Here is a 22,777-nt window from a genome sequence, read left to right on the forward strand (position 1 = left end):
AAGTATACCTTTTTTCACTCACCAAATAAAGATGTCCTGCCTTATCCAAATATTTGATATACCAAAAATAAATTTAACGATACAACAAGACCAGAGATAAGCCAGCCGAGAGCAGCTGTCATCTTACGATTCACTAACCCGCCCATAATCTGACGATTGCTTGTAAACATAACCAGTGGTACCAGAGCAAAGGCAATCCCAAAGGACAAGATCACCTGGCTGATAACGAGTGCTTTCGTTGGATTTACACCAAAACCAATGATAGCCAAAGGTGGAATAATCGTAATCGCACGGCGTAAGTACAGGTTAATTCTTTTGTTGATGAAGCCTTGCATTACCACATCGCCAGCCATAGTTCCTACAGAAGAGCTCGATAGTCCTGCGATGAGTAGTCCTAAGCCAAAGGAGATGGCCGTTACGGGTCCAGCTAAGTGACTAAATTGCTGAAACGCAACATCCAAATCCTCAACCACGATACCATTTTTAAAAAATAATGCGGCTGAGACAATAACCATCGCCAGATTCACTGCCCCTGCAATAATCATCGCAATAATAATATCTATGAATTCCAGTTTAAAGATTTGTTTCTTCTCCGCTTCATTTACTCCGACAATACGGTTCTGTGTAAGTGATGAATGTAGATAAATGGCATGTGGCATCACGGTTGCGCCTAGAATTCCTGCGGCCAAAAGAATGCTATCCACCCCTTCAAACTTAGGTGTGAACATGCCTACAGCAACAGCACCCATATCCGGTTTAGCTACAATTACTTGAAAAGCAAAAGCTAATACAACTATAAGAATCATTGCAGCAATTCCGGCCTCAAGGGAACGGTAACCCCGGCGCTGAAGCTCCAGGATAGCAAATGAACCGACCGCAGTAATGAGTGCTGCCGGTAGCATGGGAATATCAAATAATAGATAAAGCCCCAATGCTGCCCCGATAAACTCCGCCAGATCCGTAGCTATTATCACCAGTTCACTTTGAATCCATAAGAAGATCGATACACTCTTCGGAAAACGATCATGAGCGATCTCCGGCAGGTTCTTTCCTGTAGCAATACCAAGCTTGGCGGATAAGGCCTGAATAAGAACGGCCATTAAGTTCGAGGCTACAATCACCCATAATAGGAGATAGCCGTATTTTGAACCCGCCGTAATGTTGGTGGCAAAATTACCCGGATCCAGATAAGCAACCGCAGCGATAAACGCTGGACCTAAGAAAGGAAGTAATCTTTTAATTCCTTTGGTCTCCCCATTAAGTACGGCTTGCGCCGAAATGGAGTTTTTATGTTGTCTCATATGCGGTTGTTCTATATGTGGTTTTTCTATTAAAGTTTGTTCCAACATGTCCATTCCTCCTCTTGCCCAAAAAAAGTTGTCTATATACACGAAAGTTTCCTCTGTGCAACTTATATTTAAAGTATATGCTCATTTCTGAAAAATGTAAATATGTTTCATTAGAAATTTTCATATGCTTGTCCACCTACGACCAAGAACAAAAAAGCTGGACGATGATCAGAAATTACCCGATCTTCGCCCAGCTTAAGCCAATTACTCCGAAAAGCTTATAGTGTAAGACTTTGAATATCTCTTCTCATTTGTTCATTCTGCATTTTCAGCTCATTCAATTCTTTCTGAAGCTCCTGATAATCAGGCGACGCTTGCTTTCTCGACCCATGCCCGTGCCCGTGTCCATGTTTCCCACCCAGTCCGAACATCATAAATAACATCATCAAAGGACAGATCAATGTGATTAACCAAGACCAATTCATAGCATTACCTCCTACAATTTCATTATGACCTCTATATCATAAAGAAAAGTTGTGGAGAAAGGATGTGCTGTGAATTACGAATTTTTCTTCCATGTATCCTTCAGCGGCACAATTCGGTTCAGTACCAGCTTATCTGCTGTGGTATATTTCTTATCCACACAGAAGAATCCATGCCGGATGAATTGAAATTTATCTTCTGGAAGTGCACTCGCCATGGAAGGCTCCAACAAACAATCCTTCAGAATGGTTAGGGAATCTGGATTAAGATACGCGTCCCAGCGCTCATCCTCTTCTTTAGGACCGTCGTTATCTTTTAGCAACCGCTCATATAGATGAACTTCCGACTTGATCGCGTGCTCTGCCGATACCCAGTGGATGGTCGCTTTAACCTTCCGTTCATTAAATCCACTTCCACTCTTCGTTCTCGGATCATAGGTGCAGCGAAGCTCTATAACTTCTCCAGTTGCTTCGTCCTTGAGCACCTCATTGCACTTAATGAAGTAGGCGCCCTTTAACCTAACCTCATTCCCTATAGTCAGCCTGTGATAACCTTTGGGTGGCTCCTCCATGAAATCCTCTTGTTCAATATAAAGCGTCCGTGAAAAAGGAACTTCCCTTTCCCCAAGCGTCTTATCCTCACTGTTATTCTCAATCTTCAGCCATTCGCTTTGATTCTCAGGGTAGTTAGTAATAACCACCTTTAGAGGCTTTAGAACAGCCATCACGCTAGTTGCCTTCGCCTTCAAATCTTGTCTAAGCGAATGCTCTAACATGGCAATATCTACAATGGTGCTATTTCTAACAAAACCAATTTCCTTCACAAAATTCCGAATACTCTCCGGCGTAAAACCTCTTCTCCGCAGTCCGCGAAGCGTTGGAAGTCTTGGATCATCCCAGCCATCCACATAATGTCCTGTAACCAGTTGTCTAATATACCGTTTGCTAGTAACGACGCCGGTGATATTTACGCGTCCGAATTCCCTTTGCTTTGGAGCCTCAGGGGTATCCAGTTCATTCAGCACCCACTCATACAGTGGTCGATGATCCTTAAACTCAATGGAACATAGGGAATGCGTAATCCCTTCGATTGCATCTTGTATAGGATGGGCAAAATCATACATCGGATAGATGCACCAATCGTTGCCGGTTCTATAATGCTCCGCATGAATGATTCTGTAAATCACTGGATCACGCAAGTTGATATTAGGTGAGCTCATATCTATTTTGGCCCGTAATACTCTGGCTCCCGTCGGATAGGCTCCATTCCTCATCTCCGTGAATAACTTCAAATTCTCTTCCACAGAACGCTCCCGATAAGGGCTGTTCTTTCCCGGCTCCGTAAGCGTTCCTCTATAAGCTGACACCTCTTCAGGTGATAAATCGCAGACGTAGGCTTTTCCTTTTTGGATTAACTTTACCGCGCTATTATATATTTTTTCCGAATAGTCTGATCCGTAGAAAGTATGGTCTGGCGGGTAGCCCATCCATAACATATCTTCGCAAATAGCATTTACATACTCCAGATCCTCTTTTAAAGGATTGGTGTCATCGAACCGCAAATGGAACTTCCCGCCATACTTTTTCGCAGTCGTATAGTTCGTGTGAATCGCATACGCACTGCCAATATGCAAATACCCATTAGGCTCCGGTGGGAATCTCGTGCAAATATCTCTACTGTAAGTCCCAGCTTCCAGCTCTTCTTGAATCAATCTGTCGATGTAACTCTCTGCTAATACTTCCGGTTCCTTGTTCATTGGTATTACCTCCTGTTTATAAGTGATATCCGCCTGATTATTCAGCACAAGCATAAACGCCTTCGGCGTCCTATAAGGACGGTAAGTGTTTAAGCGAGAAATATAAGGATAAAGTATAGTGTGAAACTTATACTTTATCCTTATATTTAAATAAAAAAGAACCTCACCTCCAAGACTTATGGTCTTGGGGACGAAATTCTCGCGGTACCACCCCAGGTTCATTAATATGTCGCCATATTAATCTCATCAAGTACGGCAATGCATCTTACGCATTGGTTATACTCTAGCTCTATAACAGGAGCTCCCGTCATACCATCCCCGTCGATCGGTTCCGATATGCCGCTCAGAGGCTTGTTTCGATAAAATCTCCCTTACCCTGTTCTCATCATTCAGGGCTCTCTGTGAAGGAATGATTTTATTTACTCTTCTCGTCATCGCGTTTAATTATTTTGTATAGGATACCAAATTGAGGGTCCAGTGTAAATGGTGCTGTACTTCTGTCTTCTTACAATTTAATCCTCGCTCAGAGCCGTTATCAGTTCCAACACTACTTCATTATCAGGCTCTACAGCCAAAGCTCTACGCGCGTAATCCAGTGCAGCCCCTTCAGCTCCAAGCTCATAATTACAAATCGCCATACTATAAAGCACCAAGGCTAATGGTTCTTCCGAATTGTCATGCATAGACCGTTCTAAGTAGGCTAACGCCTCCTCGAACTTATCCATTTCATACAGCAGTAACCCAGCATCCAGTGATAGGTCATAGCTCTGTTCCATCGGATAGTAACCTGTCCACATTAATCGTATTCCCTGCTGAAGATCCAGCATTTCTTCATCACTGGCATCCGGCAGCAGCTCCGAAATCTGTTCTGCACTATGGATAAACCATTCTGCATCATACCCACCTAAGCGCCAAAAAGCCAAAATCTGCTGGAGACCCATTGTATCTAATTGCTGATCCATCCATTCCTTCATACTGAAGAAATCATCCGGGCCAAAACGCTCTATAAACCGCTTGTAACCTAACCGAGTGTTCGTATAGCTCATCGGCGCGTCCAGCATAAGAATGCATCCGATATTCAAGTTTTTGTAATGATGAGTGGTAAATAAGGAGTGTGCTCCTTTTTGCTCCAACATATACTGAATTGCATGATAATTCGCCGTTAAGGAGAAGCTACCGTGATGAATCAGCAAAGGGGGTTCCGCAAATTCCCAATTCTCTATTCGGTGATCTCCCTTATCCGCTGTAAGGAGTACGAACCCTTCTATAGACAACTTAGCTAGCCGCTCCAAACAAGTAAGCCCCACAACAGGAAACAGAATATGGGAATCCTCCAGCTTCTGCTGGTAGAGCTTTATAACATCGTGATAGGGGTAGGTTTCCACTTCGTAATTAGCCGCTCGAACATAATGATATTGTGGAATGATTGTACCGAGTACATCAGAGGGGTTGTCCGATCCTGCAGCCTCTGAATACTGAATCGACACCTCACATTCAAATATTTTACCTTCATCCACATAAATTAATTCCTGCGGGATACTGTCAAAAAAATAATTTGCCACAAGCAGCAGCGGCTGCTGTAAATCACCAGGTTTGATGCTGAGCTTAGCCTGTACTAAATACAGTTCAGTATCCTGTACAGCATCAAATCGTGCGAAGTCCAGTATACCCTGCTCTACGAATGGAAGTAAGCTTGGGTGCTGCTGCCAGCTGGTTATATTTTTAACGGGTAAATCACTCATCACATAACGAAAAGGAGGAAGTGGAGTCCCCGCATAATCTATGATTTCGCATAGCTTCTTAAGGATATGGAACGCTAACCGACCCGCCCCAGCTCCCAATTCCAGTATAGTGACTGTTTCAGAGAGATGTCCTTGTCCAGCCCGATCTTGCAGGAATCCGAAGATCATTTCCGCATATGCTGTCGCAATCATAGGATTACTCGTAATATACTGCGGAACCTGATCATTATTCCAAGCCTTTAATCCCTGTTCTTCATAATAAGCCCGCTGCAACTCCCAAATGGGTGCTTCACTGAAGCGATAGTGCTGCCCTTCGTTACCTGTCATCTATTTCTTAACCTGCTCTCTGTATATCTTGTTAGAACACCTATGATACTTATTCCGCTCTCAATGTACGTGATCTGAAAATGACGTATTCAGCCTCTGTAGGAATGGAAACGGAAAATGATAATAATGCCGCCTTGGAGGTTAAAGAGTCAGGTCCTTTTAACGTTTGGTAGTAAGAGTTACCTTTACTGTCCACACTCACCAGCTCCAGTTCCGCATTCCCTTTAGGGATGACAAAACCAGAGGTATTTTGCACGCCTAAGGTTATTCTGTATTCTTTCCCAGATTGAGTCTGTGTTAGCTTAAACGGATATAACGGATATGGATGTGCTGTTGTTTCCACTGGGTAAGGGGTAAGCGCTCGATCCGCCTCAGGCTTTGCCCATTCCTCCCCTTTTCTGGCGCCAATGCCAAGGGTTAATTTATTCACATTATTGAACTGAGTTTCCCAGCGAAATGTCTTTAACCCCTCTAGAATAGGGGATGCTGGAACAAACAGGATTCCATCCTTGATCTCTGGGGCGATCCCTAATGAATCTTCTGTCTCCCCATTAAATTCTGCCTCTAGCTGCCCTGCTTTAATCTTCCCTACAGAGCGATCCAGTAGTGAAACTGTAACGCTGTTCGTTAATGCGTCATAGAGCAAATCCGCACCAATCGCACTCGAGAAAGCCCGAATCGGCACCATTAATTTACCTGATTTAAAATAAGGAGCGAGTTTACCTGGAAAAAGGACGTAATACCCACCATATGACAGTGGCATTACCTGAGTCCCTAACTGAACAGCCGCCGACACCGATGTAGGTGTAACCGCGGAACCCGCGGCGAACATAATTACCAACAGACCTATGACATAAGCTCTTATTCTCCCTAATCGTTGTAAGGACTCCTTAATGTGATTCATCTCAAACCCCTCTCCCTCTCTACTCCGTCTAGAACAAAGCCTCTATTAGTAATAATCAATGATCCCCTTGCGCATGTCAACTTGTTCCACTTTTGTTATTCATCATAAAAGACAGGATTCCGCATATATTTTCATTGAGTTATTTAGAATCATGAAAGGAGTGCGATGGATGACTGCAGATGGACAGGATTCGCCAAGAAAGACAAATATCCCACAGCCCATTCGAAGCGATGGCGCAGGTGGATTAGATAAAGGACCACGTGATATAATGCGGGATTTGGAGAATCCCGACATGTTTGTCCCTCCCGTGACCGATGCCGGTCTCGTCCCCAATTTAAAATTTTCTTTTTCCGATGCACATATGCAGCTTAATCATGGTGGCTGGTCGAGAGAGGTGACAGTCAGAGACCTCCCCATCGCCACTACACTAGCTGGCGTCAACATGAGCCTAACCCCCGGTGGAGTACGTGAACTCCATTGGCATCAGCAAGCGGAATGGTCTTATATGCTGCTAGGTCGAGCTCGAATTACTGCCGTAGATCAAAATGGTCGAAACTTCATAGCAGATGTGGGGCCAGGTGATCTATGGTATTTCCCGCCAGGTATTCCCCACTCTATACAAGGTCTTGAAGAAGGCTGTGAGTTTCTGCTTGTATTCGACGATGGAAGTTTCTCTGATCTAAACACCTTGTCCATTTCCGATTGGTTTGCCCATACTCCGAAAGAAGTGCTTTCGGCTAACTTTGGGGTGCCTGCCGCTGCATTTGACTCCATTCCTACCGAACAGGTCTATATTTATCAGGATCAGGTTCCGGGTTCATTGCAAAGTCAAAGGGTAGAATCTCCATACGGAGAGATCCCACAAACCTTTAAACATTCCTTATTGGCTCAACCTCCGCTGAGGACTCCCGGCGGGAGTGTCAGAATAGTCGATTCCAGTAACTTTCCCATCTCCAAAACCGTAGCTGCCGCATTGGTAGAAATTGAACCCGGAGGGATGAGAGAGCTGCACTGGCATCCAAATAACGATGAATGGCAATATTATCTTACCGGAAAAGGACGTATGACTGTATTTGCTGGAAACGGTGTAGCAAGAACATTTAATTACAGAGCAGGCGATGTAGGATATGTTCCTTTTGCGTTTGGACATTATATTCAGAATACAGGCGATGACTCCTTATGGTTCCTTGAAATGTTCAAAAGCGATCGTTTTGCCGACGTTTCTCTGAATCAATGGATGGCTCTCACTCCCCATGAATTGGTTCAAAGTAACCTGAACGTTGGACCAGAGGTTATGAACGCCTTAAGGAAAGTGAAATGGCCCGTTGTGAAATATCCTAAGCCAAGCAAAAACGCCTCCGGCGTTCCTAAAGGACGGTAAGCGTTTTTGCGAGAAATATAAGGATAAGGTATAGTGTGAAACTTATACTTTCTTATATTTTTAAAAGAATAGGATGCTTCACCTGGTAACTATTCGCCGGTCTCCGCAAATCGTTTGATTCTTTCCTCAATCTGGTCACGCACACGCTGGAACACTGCCCACTTCTCTTCATCGGTCCCTTGCGCTTTTGCCGGATCATCGAAGCCCCAGTGTTCCCGTTTGACCTTCGGAGGCGTCATTGGACATTTATCCGCAGCGTCCCCACATAACGTAATGACTAAATCAGCATTATTCAGCAGATTAGAATCAATCATATCCGAGGTCTGTCCAGTGATATCTATGCCTACTTCGCTCATAGCTTGTACAGCTTTTGGATTTAGACCATGGGCTTCAATTCCAGCGCTGTACACGTTCCATTCTCCCCCTAAATATTGCTTCGCCCAGCCCTCAGCCATCTGACTCCGGCAAGAGTTTCCTGTACATAAAAAATAAATCGTTTTCTTGTCCATCTGATCTTCCCCTTTTCAAATTAAGTAATCAACAACCACAGATAAAGACCTAAAAGTGTAATAAACAACGTTGGGATAGTTAATATAATGCCCGTCTTAAAATACGTTCCCCAGGATATCTTCACACCTTTGGCCGAAAGCACATGGAGCCACAGCAGCGTTGCTAGTGAGCCAATCGGGGTGATTTTAGGCCCTAAGTCTGAACCTATAACATTCGCATATATTAATGCCTCTTTAATAACTCCGATTGTATGCGTTGCATCAATTGCGAGTGCGTCAATCATTACAGTAGGCAGATTATTCATCAATGATGAGATCAATGCAGCAATGAACCCCATACCCATAGTTGCAGCAAATAGACCCTGATCAGCAATCATTCCTATCGCCTTAGCGAGTAGATCAGTTAGACCCGCATTCCGAAGTCCATATACCACGACATACATTCCAATGGAGAAGAACACAATCGCCCAAGGTGCTCCTGTAAGTACTTCTTTCACCTTGACGGAAGGGCTTCTTCTCGCGAGGAGCATGAACAAAATTGCAATGATTCCCACAACCACTGATACCGGAATCTTCAAGAATCCACTAACGAAATACCCTATTAAAAGAATAGCCAGTACAATCCATGATAGACGGAACATCTTCTTATCTTTAATAGCCTCTTGCGGATCTTTTAGTTCGGAATCATTAAATCGCTTCGGTATACTTTTGCGAAAAAAGAAATAAAGCACCACGATACTCGCTATCAATGAGAATAGCGTAGGTACAATCATTTTCCCCGCATACTCCATAAAGGTAATTCCAAAAAAGTCAGCCGATACGATATTCACAAGATTGCTAACCACAAGCGGCAATGAGGTGGTGTCCGCAATAAAGCCGCTAGCAATAATGAATGGAAATACTTTTTTCTCATCAAAATTCAGCGCTCTAACCATAGCAAGTACAATAGGGGTAAGTATTAGCGCCGCTCCATCATTTGCAAAAAAGGCAGAAACCAACGCACCAAGAACAATGACATAGACAAACATTCGTGTTCCGTTCCCCCGTGCTGCTCGCGCCATATGTAACGCAGCCCATTCAAAAAATCCAATACTGTCTAAAATTAAGGAAATTAAGATGATTGCAACAAACGCCAACGTCGCATTCCAAACCATTTGTGTTACATCCAGAACATCATTAAAACTAACTACCCCAGCTAGTAAAGCAATGATCGCTCCGCCGCAGGCTGACCATCCAATCGATAAATTTCGAGGCTGCCAGATTACAAAAATTAAAGTTACCATAAAAATAAGTATGGCTAGAATGACCACTTTCTCAACACTCCTATAATCTATGAATAAATCCTAATAAATCCTATATCACCATATAACTATATAGTTATATACACTTTAAAAAACTACAACTATATTTTAGTCGCAGCACGGTGCTTTAACTTCCTTATTCAAACTAGCCAATATCGCGGCTGAGCTGGGCATTTGTTGAAGAACAGCCTTAAGATGTGGTTTATCCTCGACATTTAATGAATAATGCACCCACTGCCCTCGTTTGCTTTCTTTCACGATCCCTCGATTCTTCAATTTCCGTAAATGCTGACTAATCGCCGGCTGGGATATATCAAAAATATCAAGGAATTCACACACGCACCATTCCCGTTCTTTCAAAAGTGAAAGCATGGCCAGTCGCGTCTTATCTCCTAAGAGCTTCAAATCATCTGCAATATCCGTCAGTGACTGCATCCCTACTTCTCCTCCTTTCAACACTTATATAAGCGAATACTTATATTGTAATGAACTAGACATTTAGAAGCAAGACTTTATTTTAGCGCACTTCCTTATCCCATTCTTGCTCCAATACACTAAACACTAAAGAATCTCGCCAGCCATCTTTTATGAGTAAAGCATCTCTTAATCTGCCTTCATAGGTCATGCCAATCTTGGTGAGCACCTTGGATGATCCACTATTTCGAGGGTCACAGGTCGCGTATATTCGATGTAGATGCAGTTCTTCAAAACCAAACTTCAACATTAGTCCGGCTGCTGCTGTAGCGACTCCCTGTCCCCAGACATCAGGATGGACAATATAGCCGATTTCACCTCTTCTGTCCGTATGGCTTCTAATATTTAATTCAACCATGCCGATCAAATTTTCAGTTCCTACTGCAACTATGGCTTGCGCGAACCGAGTTCTGGGAACTTTTTGAGAGTCATCTAGTGCCTGGCTCACAAATGAACGAGTTTGATCAGCAGTATTTGGACCCCAGGCTTGAAAACGGCACACATGATCCTGTGAACAATACGAATGAACATCTTTCCAGTCCGTATGCTTCAATTCGCGTAAATAGATAGGATTTAGATCTTTCATCATCATCCCCCTCAAAGTTTACCTTTAGCTTTAGCATATTAACTATTCATGTGGTTTAGGTTCTAGGAATCGTTACAACAAACTGGGTTCCTTCTCCAACTTTACTCTCCACATCAATATTACAATCATGTATTTTTAGAATCTTCATCACAATGGAAAGTCCAAGTCCATTCCCTTTAAGAGCGCTGCTACGCGCTTTCTCCACCATATAAAATCGATCAAAGATAAGCGGAAGTGCTTCCTCAGGAATGCCTTTACCAGAATCTTTGATATATACCTTCACAAATTGCGCGTTCATCTCAATTTCAACATGAATGGTACCGTCTTGCCCCGTATATTTTATAGCATTATTTATTAAGTTCTGCCAGACCTGATCAAATAAATCTTTATCCACCGTGATCTCGCAAGGCAATAAATCCAATTCAATCATAATATCTTTCCGTGCCCACTGTGGTTCCGCTAATACGATCGTTCTTCTTAATTGTTCGTCTAATTGGAATGTGGTGGGATTAACCGGATGGTGCTCCGAATCGAGTGAGGCTAATCGGAGCAGATTATCACTAAGCCTAGATAGGCGTAAGGTTTCCTCATAGATAATATCCAGATGCTCTTTTTGCTCTTCTAATGGAATGACACCGTCTTGCAGCGCTCTTGTAAATCCTCTAATCGATGTAAGTGGTGACTGCATTTCATGAGAAACATTGCTGACAAAATCATCACGAACTGAGTCCATTTTCTGCAGCTCACTTGCCATACGATTAAAGCTCTCCATCAGTTCACCAAATTCATCTTTATTACGATAAGTCAATCGGACAGATAAATTGCCTGACGCCATTTCCTTCGCTGCAACAGTTAGCTTCTTAATAGGCTTCACAATATACCTGGACATGAACAAGATAAGCAAGCTTCCGATGATTAGTACAGCTAATAGTGTAAACAGAAGCGTAATTCTCAAGCCTCTTACAGTCGATGAAAAATCAATCTTAATAATGAAAGCACCTTTTCCATCATCTATCTTAGGAACCCCTACGATAGCAAGTCCACCCCTACCCGATAGAAAGACCGCATCGGTTGTGTTGGAATTGAATAAGATAGCAACTTTCTCCTTGTCTACAGAAAAAACAGATTCACTTGGCTCATTAACAACCGCTATATCTATACCAAATCGATTAAGCAGATCTGCAAATGCGTTTACTTTTTCCGGATCATCTATTAGATTTGTCACCTTTGCTATATCTTTAGCAATATTAATAAACATATGGTTTGGGGTATTATTTTTTTCTGAAAACTGCATAAAAAGAAAAAAGGAAATAATTAAACTGACTAAAACAATACCAATGAACGTAACGACGATTCGAAGACGTAGGCTTTTTCTCACCATCTAGGCTAGCTCCAGACGATAACCAAGTCCTCTTACTGTAGAAATGATGAACTGAGGGATGGGTTCAAGACGTTCTCTCAAGCGTTTGATATGCACATCAACCGTCCGCTCATCGCCTTCATAATCCATTCCCCATATATTCTCTATTAGCTGAGTGCGGGTGAATATTTGCCTTGGCGAACCCGCCAAAGCAAATAGCAATTCACATTCCTTCTTTTTCAATTCAACCATTTGATCGGCATTAGCGACTGTTAAATTCCCTAGATCAATCGTTACTCCCCCTAATTGAATAACATTCGAAGGGGTTACATGATATCTCTTTAATAAAGATTTCACACGCAGTACCAATTCAATGGGATCAAACGGCTTTACTAAATAATCGTCTGACCCCGCATTAAATCCTCTGACTTTATCCTTAGACTCTCCTTTGGCTGTAACCATTAGGATCGGCATATCAATATAAGATCGAATATCTTCTGTCAGTTCAATACCATCGATATGAGGCATCATCACATCCACAATCGCTAAATCTATTTTTGTATGAGCTAGAATGTCTAATGCTATTTGACCATCTTCCGCTTCCACTACGGAAAACTGATCTTTTTCAAGATATAATCGTATTAATTTGCGGATATGGGAATCATCATCAACCACTAGAATTGTGCTCATACATCAATTTCCTTTCCAACATTGTATTTATTCGTATCGCAGAGATTCCATTGGATCGAGCTTGGCAGCCTTCGATGAAGGCATCAAACCAGCGACAATACTAATCCCTGTACTTACAACTAATCCGAATACGATATAAGATCCAGATAAGTTAATAAGCTTTACGCCAAAAGCATTTTCCAAAAGTATATTTAAACCAAAGCTAATGATAGCTGCAAAGATTATTGCGAAGACACCACTAAATATACCCAATAATGCGGATTCGGAAAAGAATATTCGCTTGATATCTTTCTTTCTTGCTCCAATCGCACGAAGGATCCCAATTTCTTTCGTCCGTTCCACTACACTAATGTAAAGTACAACCAATATCATAATCCCTGATACGATGAGCGAAATCCCTGCAATACCAGATAGAACGATCGTAGCCATATCCACATAAGTCGTGATACGCTCCATGATTTTTGCCGTTTGGGAGCCCGAGAAGCCCGCATCAACAGCTGCTTTATTAATATCATTCACATATTTCATATCCGTTGCAAAAGCATTAACCTGAATCGGGCCAATGGTAATCCCTTTATCAGTATACATTTGCTCCAGTGTCTGTGTTGGAATATATCCTGTTGGTGACATTTGCGCTCTTGGATCAGTGGCTTCATAAACACCAGAGACCGTGATTTCTTTTTCCAATGTTATCGGTTTATGTTGAGCATCCATTTCATTAATATACAGATGAATAGACTTCCCTACCATAGCATTCGGTTGGTCATTTCCACTTAATTGACTCGCTATTTTCGTTGGTAATAATACTTCATTTTCTTTCGGTAAAGCCCCTGCTTTAATCGTCGCTTTATCAAACGTATCGTTTAAGGTGGTTAATTGTGTAAGACTACTCGTTTGTTCCCCAAAAACCGTGGTAGATTTGCCTGTAATGGTTGTTATGGTCTCTACATGATCTACATTTGGAAGGTTACGAATCGTTTCAACATCGGCCTTTGTAAACGTAACGCCGGGTAACATCATCGCTTCTGGGCCCTTCATGTCCTTGGCTTCTGGATTTGGCTTAGTAATATCCACCAGTAAAGGGTCCATACTTGAATTTATTTCATTATTAATATAGCTCGTGATCCCATTTCCTAAGGAAAGCATCAAGAGTACACTTAAAATACCTATCGAACCCCCCAATGCTACCAATACATTACGTTTGGCGTTAAGCTTCATATTTTGAAGGGCCATTTTGAAAGAAGCCATTAAGCTGAGATTTCGGGCCGAACCATCTCCCCCATCATAGGTAGCCATGGAACGTTCCTTCAAATGAATATCGTCTTTCACCAATCCCTCTTCAAGCTTAACGATACGGCTACCGTAATCAGCTACTTTCTGCGAGTGGGTCACGGTAATGACCAAGATTCCTCTTTTCGCTATGCTGTCCAACAAAACTAAGATTTGATCACCTGTATCCTTATCCAGCGCACCCGTAGGTTCATCTGCCAGTATAATATCTGGATTGTTCGACAATGCGCGTGCGATGGATACCCGTTGCTTCTGTCCACCGGACAGTTGATTCGGACGTTTTTTCAGATGATCCTTTAATCCTACCTCCGTCAAAATCTCTATAGCACGCTTATTACGTTCCTTCTCGCTTGTATTCGTCATCTGCATCGCAACCGTAACATTTTCCAAGACTGATAAGTGTGGAATCAGATTGAAGTTTTGAAATACGAAGCCAATGTTGTTTTTGCGATAGTCATCCATTTCCTTTTCGGTCATCTTGCTTAGGTTCTTCCCGCGAACAAGGACATCGCCTTCATAATCAGAGTCCATTCCACCAATGATATTCATTAGTGTGGACTTACCGCAACCAGACTCACCGAGTATGGAGACAAATTCACCTGTCTCAAAGCTTAAATTCACATCATGGAGTACTGGAACCTTTTCCTTACCATACAAAGTATACGATTTTTTAACATTCTTAACCTCTAATATGTTCATTCCGATCTCTTCCTCTCCTGGGTCACGCTCTTTATCTCTTCCTTTGATGTTGCCTATCCTAACAAATTTATGTGAACTGATAATGAACTGGAGAACCTCCTCATCTTGAGACAATACATTTAAGGAGGGAGTGGTAACTACGGAGAACTTTTGGACTTCCGGCCGCTGTTGTCTCCAAATTCCCTGAATGTACCGCTTAGCGGATGAAATTCGGAGACAAAGGCGGTCGCTACCGCTCCTACTGTTCCAAATTTCCCCTTCGTAACTCTCCACCCTTTATTTTTAGGTCAAGTCATAGAAAAAGGCGAATTCTCACTCAGCATGGAGTCGAATTCGCCTTTTTCTGTTAGGCACATTTTATAAGGATTTAGTGAGTCATATAATAGTCCATTCGCCCAATTTCTTTACCTGTGTAATAGACGATATCAAAGATTAGCACTGCTAAGATAACTCCATTCATGTTCCCCTTTCTTTAAGCTAGCGCTCTTTTTCGTATCAATCTAATTTGGCCTCTGTGATTAATTTCATCTTCGAATACATGAAACCACATGAAATAGTAGTTCGCCTGTTTGTGATGCCAGAATTCCTCTTCTGTATATAACCAGTCATCATCAACGGTTGCGAACAATGCATACGTTCTTTCTCTTACTTCATTTAAACGGTCTAAATAATAGTTAAGATCATTCCCTTTAATCATCGCTCGCCCTTCGTCTCCTAAGCTTAACGCTGGCCCCCATATTGTTAATTCTTCCTCAGACAAATCTCTTCCCTCAAACGTAGCCACTTGATACGCATATTCTACCGCAGCGTAGTGTGATAATAACGCTCCAATGGAGTTGCTCTCTGAGTTCAATAAGTAGTCCAATTGTTCCACTGTTAAACCTGCAACGGCTTGTAGTGTTGTGTGTCTGGCATAGTTCATCATGGATAAAAGACGACTAATTTCCGGCGTATAACCTGGGATATCCGTAATTAGATATATTTGTTCCATATCGATCATAATGAGTTCTCTCCTTCTTATCTTCGAAATTGTAAATTTACAAGACTATGTATTTGTCCAGCTCAAAATTGCTCCGTTCTAACAAGTCCCAGCCGTTTTCCCTCTACGATAGCTTCGGATCTGGAATGTACACTCAGCTTCTCGAAGATTCTCGTCAGATTATACTCCACAGTCCTTTGTGACATTAAGAGCTTGCTGGCTATGTCTTTGTTGCTTTTTCCACTGGCAACTTCTTGGAGTATTTCTTGTTCTTTTTGATTAATAGATACTTCTTGAATGAACTGATTATCCCGGTTATTGGATATCTTGATATCACTTCTGCGCAGCTGCTTTAGTAAAGAAACTGGAATGACAGCCTCATTTCTTAGTGCGCAACGAATGGTATTTAACAACTGTTCTCTGGAAGCTGTCTTAGAGATAAATCCTGTAACCCCTGACTCCATCAACAGGTTATAATGCGCACTGATTTCATATCCGGTATAAATCACCACTTTAGATTCGGGATCACGCTGAACGGCTCTTTTGGTGAATTCGAGTCCACTAATTGTAGGCATATTAAGATCGCATAATATCACATCAAATCCTTGCTGCTCCAGCATATCGAAAGCTTCCATCGCTGACAAAACAAAGGTTACCTCCATATCAGCATCCTGCTCAATCATATTCTTGGTTCCTTCTCCAACTGAAGGGTGATCATCAACCAACAAGATACGTATCATCGTCATCGCCTCCTCTATTTTTCTTCTCCACAAAAGACGTTGTCGGTAAATAAATAATAACCTCCAACCCTTTACCCTTCTCCGAGTTAAACGTACAATCCCCTTCTAGACTCGCTACACGTTCTTTGATGCCGGACAAGCCCATATGCTGAAATGATTCTTTAATATCTACGATATTCATGCCTACTCCATCATCCTTGTAACGGAAATAGAGATGCTCTTTCTGATCCAGTTCAATCTCAATCTGATTTGCCTTGGCGTGCTTCCCGGCATTTCTCAGAAGTTCCTGCACAATTCGATAAAGGGCTATCACCAGTTCATCACTTAACTCGCCTATCGGACTTGATGTAAAGCTAATAATATAATTGGACTGCAGCTGAGCATACTCAAATAAAATTTCCAGCGCCTTCACAATCCCAGCTTCCCTAAGAAGCGGAGGACGCAGTTCATTGCAAGTCTCCCGAATCTGATAGATAACATCCAGAAGTCCTTCTTTAATCTGAAGCAGCTCCGGTAAGATTCTCGGTGAAATTTCGTGATCGGAGATCAGCGTTTCCAGCCTACGAAGCCAAATAAGTTGATCTTGAAGGGCAGAATCATGTAAATCCGCCGCCAGCTTTCTTCGCTCATTCTCTGACAAGTTAAAAATCAGGCGCAGAACCCAGGGTGCCCCATGTTGATCTTTTTTCATTTCAACTTCAAGGTCTTCAATCAGACCTTCAATCAGATATAAATTCTCATAGACGATGCTTGCATAGTTTGCGATGGTATTTAACCAATTTAGCTCATCCATATTCATCTTGATATGATTCTTCTTATGATCGATCCATAGGAGATGAACACTCTTTTTATGACGACCTAACACTAGTAGGATCCCTTGCTGGAGTTGAATGACCTCCCCTACTTTAAGAACAGGGTATTGTGATACAAATTGTATATAGATGTCTTGGCCTGAATCATCCACGATTGGCTCGAGACTATGCAAATTTTCATCCTCATCTATCTCAAAAAAAGCCGACCGATTAACCGGTATAATCTCATTGATCTCCTTGTTGAGTGCAGCTTCCAAATCAGATATCTTCATAACCTTTGAGATTTGCTTAGAGAATCGTTCCAAACTCCCTTGATAATGATGAAGTTCATGGACCAGCTTAGGCCGGAAATAATGATCTATTTTCTCCTTAAAAAATAAGAAAGTCGTAATCGATAAATACACCACCAAAAACATCTGAACCCATTTGATCCAATCATATTCCAGCCTACTCTGAATGATCGCCAGTACTACCACAATGATTAGCGCCGGAATGAAAGCAATGAACAGATCATATTTAAATCGACTAAAAGCGAAATCAATATCAAATAGCTGTTTAGCAGTGAGCAGATAAAAATAGGTAACTGGCATTAAAAACAAGAAAATCGTAGTGATTTCGTAAGGAATCAATTCAACCCCAAACGCAATCGGCACAGCTGAAAGAAGAACAAACGGTGTAAACGCAAGGATCTGTCCAGTTAACATAATTTTAAGCATCGATTTAAGTGCTGTGCTCCGGTAATTGATGTATACATAGAGCAGCTGAAATATGCTGTATAGGATGCCTACAACAAAGAGTCCAATAATGATCAGACGCATAAAGGAATATAAGGCTCTATCCCAGGAGTAAATAACTAAACTAAAGCTTGAAACCATACCAAGTAAAATGACGAATCCGTAGTATGTCTTGATTAGAAAAGCAGAAAGAAATAGAACATTAAATCGTTTCAGATATACTTGGACAAAGTGGATAAACACCAGCGGGATTAGAGGTAGCAAGCCACTCAAAGTAATTCTACCGATGAGATCTGATCTGCTTGAGGCATATCCGGCGAAGTACGTCACTCCCACCAATAAAAAGAACAACATTAGCAGTTCAGCTGCGCGTTCTCCACTTTTTCTACGATATAAAAGAAGACTTAACACCACCAAAAAAACAAAGGTTGCTCCAGGTACTACAAGCTGTGTGAACGTATGATATACCGAGGATTTATTCTTGATATCATAATGTTCTGCGATCAGGGTACCCTCTTTAGAAATACGGAGGAGGTCAATGGATTGAACTTGCGTGAGATTTCCGTATCTCACCGGTCCATCTACTTTTTCAATAGGTGTTCCATTAACCGCTACTAAAATATCCCCTTCCCGTAAATTCTGCTTATAACCCTCACTGGAAACGTCGACCTCTGCGATATAATATTGTCCTTGTTCATTCTGCTCCAGACCAACTTCAAGTAAGATATTGGAGTGAATGATTCCCACAAAATGAATGATAAGAAAGGCAAAAACGCAAAGTAACCCTGATATGAAAAAATAACGGAGTTTCACTCTCATTTGAATCCCCCGGAAGAACAAAATTATACATATTTGTAATTCAGATCATGTATCCTATACCATTTTAAATGAATTCAATAGGGAATAATATACTTTTATGCATGATATTCCTTCATTTATAAACGAACGCAAGTGTTATTGCGCTAAACTGATCGGCTGCCGTTTAATCCTGAGGTTTCGATTCAGAATCCAAATAGCTACAGCGCCATATAAAATTACCGGGATCCAACCACTCTCTCCAGCTACATACTCTAGCATCGGTGATGAACTCGCAGTAATATTGCGCAACACACTATCTATAGCATTATTAGTTCCATGTAAAAGCACTGCCGGCCATATGCTACCAGAGGTCAGACGCAGTTCATTAATAATAATTCCCGCAAATACAACGGATAAGGTGAACAGGGTCAACACAAGCCAGCGGTCCCCTGAAGAATGATAGGCACGTGGGCCAAGAATCGCTGGATAATGCCATATTGCCCAGATAAAACCCATTGTGATACTGGAACTAACTCTTCCCATCCATTGAAAGCGCGGAAGCAGCCAGCCCCTCCAGCCTATTTCTTCCCCCAATGCAGATAGCGAACCCAGAACAATATAAACGACCAAATATATAGCCGTCTTGATCCATGAATCTGGAGGGATCAAGCTTGATGCCCATCCTGTCCAATAGACAGCATAACCCGCTCCCAGTGAAATGAAGGGAATAACCAAAGCCAATATGTATTCTTTCCCTCCTCTAAATCTGAAACCTAACCTTCTCCAGCCCTCAGCACGATAACCATCTCGTACAATCAAGAACATCATGAGAAATACTGTGAGTAACGGGGTAAATCCGTACAGACCTTGTGCTGATTCTGGGAGTAGCAGCATCCCAAGTGCCATTGCCCACACAATAATAATAAATAGAAGAGATTGTTTCTTGTCAGAGAGCAATATTCTCACCTACCTTTTAATAATTAAACGCCTATTTTTCCTATTTAATCCAATTCTACAATGACAGCCAGGTCATTTCACCGAAAATAACTGCCGTTAAAACCGCAAATCTTTTGCGGGGGTGCACCCCATCACCTCCTTGTCTGGCATAAAATTCAAACTACCTTCTCATACTATGGGGAGAATATGGAGGTGAATGTCATGCCAAAAAATAACGCCAGTCCCAAAGGTGAACCAGGCAAACATCAACCAAGTAAGAAAAACAATGCACAGAATAACAATAACTTTAATGAAGCGGCTCAGATGGTAAACATCGATAAAGCTGCCGATTATGTTCCCAGCTTAAACGGTGTTTCCAAAACCGACGTCTAAACCGCACTGCTAAACAAAAAAACACTCCTCAGAATATTCTGAAGGAGTGTTTCATTTCAAAGATTATATGCGATACGTTAAGCCTACTACACCGTTGCTGTAAGTTTTTGAGTCCACAAGATGAAGTGGGACTAGATTCGTGATCTCGTCAAAAAGACGCATTCCAGAGCCAACGACAACGGGACAGATATTAAGCCTAAGCTCATCTAACAATCCATTTTGTAATAGGGATCTGACTAATTTCGGACTACCAGGGATCTGAATGTTCTTTCCAGGCTGTTGCTTTAGCTTCATTATTTCCTCGAAGAGCTTGCCCTTGATCAGGCTCGCAGGTTGCCATTCGAGCATGTCCTTCGTAATCTTACTGGAGATCAGATATTTGTCAGAATGGTTCAGGAATCTTGCCATGGGTAGATCGTCACTCTGATGCTGCCAGAACTGGGCTAACATCTTGTAAGTAAGTGGTCCAAGCAGTACAGTATCCGCCTGTGCAACACCCGCAGCAATCGTCTCATTCATTTCATTACTCCCCCACTTCTTAGGTGAGGCTTCAAGCGAGTCTACCACTCCATCCAGCGACATGAATAATCCTGCCACAATCTTTCTAGATGAATTTTCCACATCTTGTTCATGATGATCTACAGGCACACTCATCGCTCCTTGTACCAGAAATGAATACATAACATTCGATCCGCAATATGAGGACATGCTTGATTATTTCAAGTTTTCTAACTCGACGGTCACTTTTTCAATCAGATTCACGAAGGAGGCCAGTTCTTGAGAGCCCTTCACCTGATCTCTAGAATACATGGAATTGTGTTCCGATTCTTTTTTCACCTTGGACAGTGTGGAGTTGATATTATTCAGCTTCTCATCAATCGTTCCGATTGAATCTTTAGAGCGACGAGCTAACTTGCGTACTTCATTCGCGACGACTTCAAAGCCTCTACCGTACTCCCCTGCTCTTGCCGCTTCAATGGCTGCGTTTAAGCCCAAAAGATGTGTATGATCAGCAACCTCCCTAATCATTGTACCCACTTGATGAATAGACTCTACCTCTTTGTCAAGATATAACACAGTTTGATGTGTTTTCTCTTGATAATCAGCATTCTTACTAGCTAATTCCTCGATGGATTCACTGCTATCTTTCAGTTGAACCATTAAGGATACTAATTCTTGAACCGCAGAACTAACACCTGTAAGCAAGTGGTTTTGCTTTTCTAATAAATTTTCTATTTTTGCTTTTTCATCGACTTCGTAGGCTTCCAGAACCAACTGTGAATCCAGATTAAACATCTTGGTTAATGCATGAATGACGGGTTTCCAATCAGTGGGTAATATCCGTTCAAAATAAGCTGTAGCGAGATCCAAATATAATATGTAAGTGCCCAAATACCAATTTGTTGTCAGACCAATACGCGAGTGAATTTTACCTATAAGCAGTCGTCTTTCAATAAATGCTTCATCAATCACACCCGATGCCATGGATAAAAAATACCACTGCTGCGTTTCCTTCAATCGATCAAGCGTACTGTGCTGTTCAATGATGTGGAGTAGCTCAGGTTCCTCTATCATCTGCTTATACAATTCATCTACAAGGGAGCTTACGATTTGCTTGAATTCTTTCTCCTTACTTTTCAATACATTTAAATCAGCCTCAGTAATCCCAATATAGCTAACTTGCTGTTGTCGCTCTGAACTAAGATTGATCATAATTTGGTCAACTTCCCTCTCATTCTGTTTATATAATGATCATCGCATCTTCCATGCCATCCCCTATGGCATCTATTTATCTTGATAATAAAGGTATTATTTTTATAAATTTTAACACTTTATTTACTTAAATAGTTTATTAATTTTACAAACTTTGCATTTCGTAGCATTATTCTTAGATCACACTAAAAAGAGGAGCCCCTATAAAGGAAGCCCCTCTTAAAATTAAAACCTTATCCTACACAGCAACAACTTGTTGCAGCAATTCTATCGTCACCCGGTCAATGAACTTTCTGAATTTCTCTTTCCCTTTGGCGTTGGCCTTATAGTAGTTAATCAATGACAGAATCACTGGAATAAGTTGATCTTCACTTAGCCCTGATCTAAGGGATTGAGCGATTGAAGTCTTAAGCCCTTTTGGTTCTCCACCCACAAAAATCTCATAGGTATTACGCATTTTCACAACGCTAATGTCTTTCAACAGAGGCTCGCTGGTTCCGAGTGCACAGCCCGCATAACCAATCTTCAGTGGCATAGGTGTTTCAATCCCTGCGATGGACTGATTTAATTTCTGTGCAACTGCCAGACCTGCTTCCTCAGCCCCTTTACAAAAATTACAAGCAATCAGGCTTTTCGTGACAAAACCCGCTGAATATACTTCTAATCCTATACGCTCAAGTTGCTCCACAATCACTTCACGTTGTTCAAGAGGCACCTCCAAATAAAGCTGTTTAAAAGATGTCATTTCAATTTTTGCATTCGTTCCTAGAATTGCTCCTATTGTAGCAAGCTGCTCTGGTGTAAACAGGCTTCCCCCCACTTGAATTGGAGGTGCAACTGCGATTTTTGTGATCTCTCCCATATCCTTATCTCCGTCCTCA

At 41.8% G+C, this 22,777-nt stretch carries 21 protein-coding genes and 1 other annotated feature; of the genes, 2 read left to right on the top strand and 19 right to left on the bottom strand.

Annotated features, from left to right (window positions below; genetic code table 11):
* Window positions 1-41: 41 nt before the first annotated feature.
* The 5 genes from MKX41_RS20935 to MKX41_RS20955 all read right to left on the bottom strand — a co-directional run bounded on the left by MKX41_RS20935 (window position 42) and on the right by MKX41_RS20955 (window position 6,501).
* Entirely contained in the window at window positions 42-1,301 is a 1,260-nt protein-coding gene (locus MKX41_RS20935; RefSeq protein ID WP_042194556.1) for an Nramp family divalent metal transporter, read from the bottom strand.
* A gap of 266 nt (window positions 1,302-1,567) precedes the next feature.
* On the bottom strand, window positions 1,568-1,774 hold the full coding sequence (locus MKX41_RS20940; protein WP_339267279.1) for a DUF2933 domain-containing protein: 207 nt from the start codon (window positions 1,772-1,774) through the stop codon (window positions 1,568-1,570).
* A gap of 74 nt (window positions 1,775-1,848) precedes the next feature.
* A complete protein-coding gene (locus MKX41_RS20945) occupies window positions 1,849-3,528 on the bottom strand; it encodes a glutamine--tRNA ligase/YqeY domain fusion protein (RefSeq protein ID WP_340972901.1) in 1,680 nt (559 codons plus the stop codon).
* A 183-nt stretch (window positions 3,529-3,711) separates the two neighbouring features.
* Window positions 3,712-3,972 (bottom strand) — a binding site (T-box leader).
* 68 nt (window positions 3,973-4,040) lie between these two features.
* Window positions 4,041-5,597 (bottom strand): tetratricopeptide repeat protein, encoded by a 1,557-nt coding sequence (locus MKX41_RS20950; RefSeq protein ID WP_340972902.1) that lies wholly within the window; start codon window positions 5,595-5,597, stop codon window positions 4,041-4,043.
* A 49-nt stretch (window positions 5,598-5,646) separates the two neighbouring features.
* Window positions 5,647-6,501, bottom strand: a complete 855-nt coding sequence (locus MKX41_RS20955) for a copper amine oxidase N-terminal domain-containing protein (RefSeq protein WP_340972903.1) — start codon at window positions 6,499-6,501, stop codon at window positions 5,647-5,649.
* A gap of 169 nt (window positions 6,502-6,670) precedes the next feature.
* Here MKX41_RS20955 and MKX41_RS20960 point away from each other — a divergent pair, with 169 nt between their 5' ends.
* Window positions 6,671-7,882: an oxalate decarboxylase family bicupin gene (locus MKX41_RS20960; RefSeq protein ID WP_340972904.1), complete on the top strand. Its 1,212-nt coding sequence runs from the start codon at window positions 6,671-6,673 to the stop codon at window positions 7,880-7,882.
* An 89-nt stretch (window positions 7,883-7,971) separates the two neighbouring features.
* Here the strand turns inward: MKX41_RS20960 and arsC are convergent, their stop codons facing one another.
* From arsC to MKX41_RS21015, 11 genes are all read right to left on the bottom strand, one after another.
* Complete coding sequence (gene arsC, locus MKX41_RS20965; RefSeq protein ID WP_339798721.1) at window positions 7,972-8,391, bottom strand: arsenate reductase (thioredoxin); 420 nt, start codon at window positions 8,389-8,391, stop codon at window positions 7,972-7,974.
* Between the two features lie 20 nt (window positions 8,392-8,411).
* On the bottom strand, window positions 8,412-9,701 hold the full coding sequence (locus MKX41_RS20970; protein ID WP_340972905.1) for an arsenic transporter: 1,290 nt from the start codon (window positions 9,699-9,701) through the stop codon (window positions 8,412-8,414).
* Window positions 9,702-9,800: 99 nt separating this feature from the next.
* On the bottom strand, window positions 9,801-10,127 hold the full coding sequence (locus MKX41_RS20975) for an ArsR/SmtB family transcription factor (protein ID WP_042191975.1): 327 nt from the start codon (window positions 10,125-10,127) through the stop codon (window positions 9,801-9,803).
* Between the two features lie 82 nt (window positions 10,128-10,209).
* Window positions 10,210-10,758, bottom strand: a complete 549-nt coding sequence (locus tag MKX41_RS20980) for a GNAT family N-acetyltransferase (protein WP_340972907.1) — start codon at window positions 10,756-10,758, stop codon at window positions 10,210-10,212.
* A 49-nt stretch (window positions 10,759-10,807) separates the two neighbouring features.
* A complete protein-coding gene (locus MKX41_RS20985; RefSeq protein ID WP_052404427.1) occupies window positions 10,808-12,133 on the bottom strand; it encodes a sensor histidine kinase in 1,326 nt (441 codons plus the stop codon).
* Window positions 12,134-12,802: a response regulator transcription factor gene (locus MKX41_RS20990; RefSeq protein ID WP_042191977.1), complete on the bottom strand. Its 669-nt coding sequence runs from the start codon at window positions 12,800-12,802 to the stop codon at window positions 12,134-12,136.
* A gap of 27 nt (window positions 12,803-12,829) precedes the next feature.
* Entirely contained in the window at window positions 12,830-14,791 is a 1,962-nt protein-coding gene (locus tag MKX41_RS20995) for an ABC transporter ATP-binding protein/permease (RefSeq protein ID WP_339243541.1), read from the bottom strand.
* Window positions 14,792-15,263: 472 nt separating this feature from the next.
* Window positions 15,264-15,791 (bottom strand): DinB family protein, encoded by a 528-nt coding sequence (locus MKX41_RS21000; protein WP_340972908.1) that lies wholly within the window; start codon window positions 15,789-15,791, stop codon window positions 15,264-15,266.
* Between the two features lie 62 nt (window positions 15,792-15,853).
* Window positions 15,854-16,510 (bottom strand): response regulator transcription factor, encoded by a 657-nt coding sequence (locus MKX41_RS21005; protein ID WP_076285527.1) that lies wholly within the window; start codon window positions 16,508-16,510, stop codon window positions 15,854-15,856.
* A complete protein-coding gene (locus MKX41_RS21010; RefSeq protein WP_340972911.1) occupies window positions 16,488-18,875 on the bottom strand; it encodes an ATP-binding protein in 2,388 nt (795 codons plus the stop codon). The genes MKX41_RS21005 and MKX41_RS21010 overlap by 23 nt, the downstream gene beginning before the upstream one ends.
* 135 nt (window positions 18,876-19,010) lie before the next feature.
* The gene (locus MKX41_RS21015; protein ID WP_340972912.1) at window positions 19,011-19,820 is read right to left on the bottom strand and encodes a CPBP family intramembrane glutamic endopeptidase; all 810 of its coding nucleotides are present in this window, start codon (window positions 19,818-19,820) and stop codon (window positions 19,011-19,013) included.
* Between the two features lie 192 nt (window positions 19,821-20,012).
* On the opposite strand from MKX41_RS21015, the gene MKX41_RS21020 reads away from it, so the two are divergent.
* Entirely contained in the window at window positions 20,013-20,183 is a 171-nt protein-coding gene (locus MKX41_RS21020; RefSeq protein ID WP_156113190.1) for a hypothetical protein, read from the top strand.
* A 63-nt stretch (window positions 20,184-20,246) separates the two neighbouring features.
* Here the strand turns inward: MKX41_RS21020 and MKX41_RS21025 are convergent, their stop codons facing one another.
* The 3 genes from MKX41_RS21025 to MKX41_RS21035 all read right to left on the bottom strand — a co-directional run bounded on the left by MKX41_RS21025 (window position 20,247) and on the right by MKX41_RS21035 (window position 22,758).
* Window positions 20,247-20,864: a dihydrofolate reductase family protein gene (locus tag MKX41_RS21025; protein WP_340972913.1), complete on the bottom strand. Its 618-nt coding sequence runs from the start codon at window positions 20,862-20,864 to the stop codon at window positions 20,247-20,249.
* Between the two features lie 33 nt (window positions 20,865-20,897).
* Entirely contained in the window at window positions 20,898-21,896 is a 999-nt protein-coding gene (locus tag MKX41_RS21030) for a globin-coupled sensor protein (protein ID WP_042192005.1), read from the bottom strand.
* A 238-nt stretch (window positions 21,897-22,134) separates the two neighbouring features.
* Entirely contained in the window at window positions 22,135-22,758 is a 624-nt protein-coding gene (locus tag MKX41_RS21035; RefSeq protein ID WP_042192007.1) for a nitrite reductase, read from the bottom strand.
* Window positions 22,759-22,777 lie beyond the last annotated feature (19 nt).

The organism is Paenibacillus sp. FSL R5-0475 (assembly GCF_038004585.1).
Classification (GTDB): domain Bacteria; phylum Bacillota; class Bacilli; order Paenibacillales; family Paenibacillaceae; genus Paenibacillus_AQ.

Bases quoted from the DNA above. Each gene is read 5' to 3' on its own strand.
- MKX41_RS20935 (WP_042194556.1), bottom strand. From the start codon at position 1,301: ATGAGACAACATAAAAACTCCATTTCGGCGCAAGCCGTACTTAATGGG.
- MKX41_RS20980 (WP_340972907.1), bottom strand. From the start codon at position 10,758: ATGATGATGAAAGATCTAAATCCTATCTATTTACGCGAATTGAAGCAT.
- MKX41_RS20960 (WP_340972904.1), top strand. From the start codon at position 6,671: ATGACTGCAGATGGACAGGATTCGCCAAGAAAGACAAATATCCCACAG.
- MKX41_RS20995 (WP_339243541.1), bottom strand. From the start codon at position 14,791: ATGAACATATTAGAGGTTAAGAATGTTAAAAAATCGTATACTTTGTAT.
- MKX41_RS21005 (WP_076285527.1), bottom strand. From the start codon at position 16,510: ATGATACGTATCTTGTTGGTTGATGATCACCCTTCAGTTGGAGAAGGA.
- MKX41_RS20985 (WP_052404427.1), bottom strand. From the start codon at position 12,133: ATGGTGAGAAAAAGCCTACGTCTTCGAATCGTCGTTACGTTCATTGGT.
- MKX41_RS21010 (WP_340972911.1), bottom strand. From the start codon at position 18,875: ATGAGAGTGAAACTCCGTTATTTTTTCATATCAGGGTTACTTTGCGTT.
- MKX41_RS21030 (WP_042192005.1), bottom strand. From the start codon at position 21,896: ATGATCAATCTTAGTTCAGAGCGACAACAGCAAGTTAGCTATATTGGG.
- MKX41_RS21025 (WP_340972913.1), bottom strand. From the start codon at position 20,864: ATGTATTCATTTCTGGTACAAGGAGCGATGAGTGTGCCTGTAGATCAT.
- MKX41_RS20950 (WP_340972902.1), bottom strand. From the start codon at position 5,597: ATGACAGGTAACGAAGGGCAGCACTATCGCTTCAGTGAAGCACCCATT.
- MKX41_RS20975 (WP_042191975.1), bottom strand. From the start codon at position 10,127: ATGCAGTCACTGACGGATATTGCAGATGATTTGAAGCTCTTAGGAGAT.
- MKX41_RS21035 (WP_042192007.1), bottom strand. From the start codon at position 22,758: ATGGGAGAGATCACAAAAATCGCAGTTGCACCTCCAATTCAAGTGGGG.
- MKX41_RS21020 (WP_156113190.1), top strand. From the start codon at position 20,013: ATGCCAAAAAATAACGCCAGTCCCAAAGGTGAACCAGGCAAACATCAA.
- MKX41_RS20945 (WP_340972901.1), bottom strand. From the start codon at position 3,528: ATGAACAAGGAACCGGAAGTATTAGCAGAGAGTTACATCGACAGATTG.
- arsC (WP_339798721.1), bottom strand. From the start codon at position 8,391: ATGGACAAGAAAACGATTTATTTTTTATGTACAGGAAACTCTTGCCGG.
- MKX41_RS20940 (WP_339267279.1), bottom strand. From the start codon at position 1,774: ATGAATTGGTCTTGGTTAATCACATTGATCTGTCCTTTGATGATGTTA.
- MKX41_RS20955 (WP_340972903.1), bottom strand. From the start codon at position 6,501: ATGAATCACATTAAGGAGTCCTTACAACGATTAGGGAGAATAAGAGCT.
- MKX41_RS21000 (WP_340972908.1), bottom strand. From the start codon at position 15,791: ATGATCGATATGGAACAAATATATCTAATTACGGATATCCCAGGTTAT.
- MKX41_RS20990 (WP_042191977.1), bottom strand. From the start codon at position 12,802: ATGAGCACAATTCTAGTGGTTGATGATGATTCCCATATCCGCAAATTA.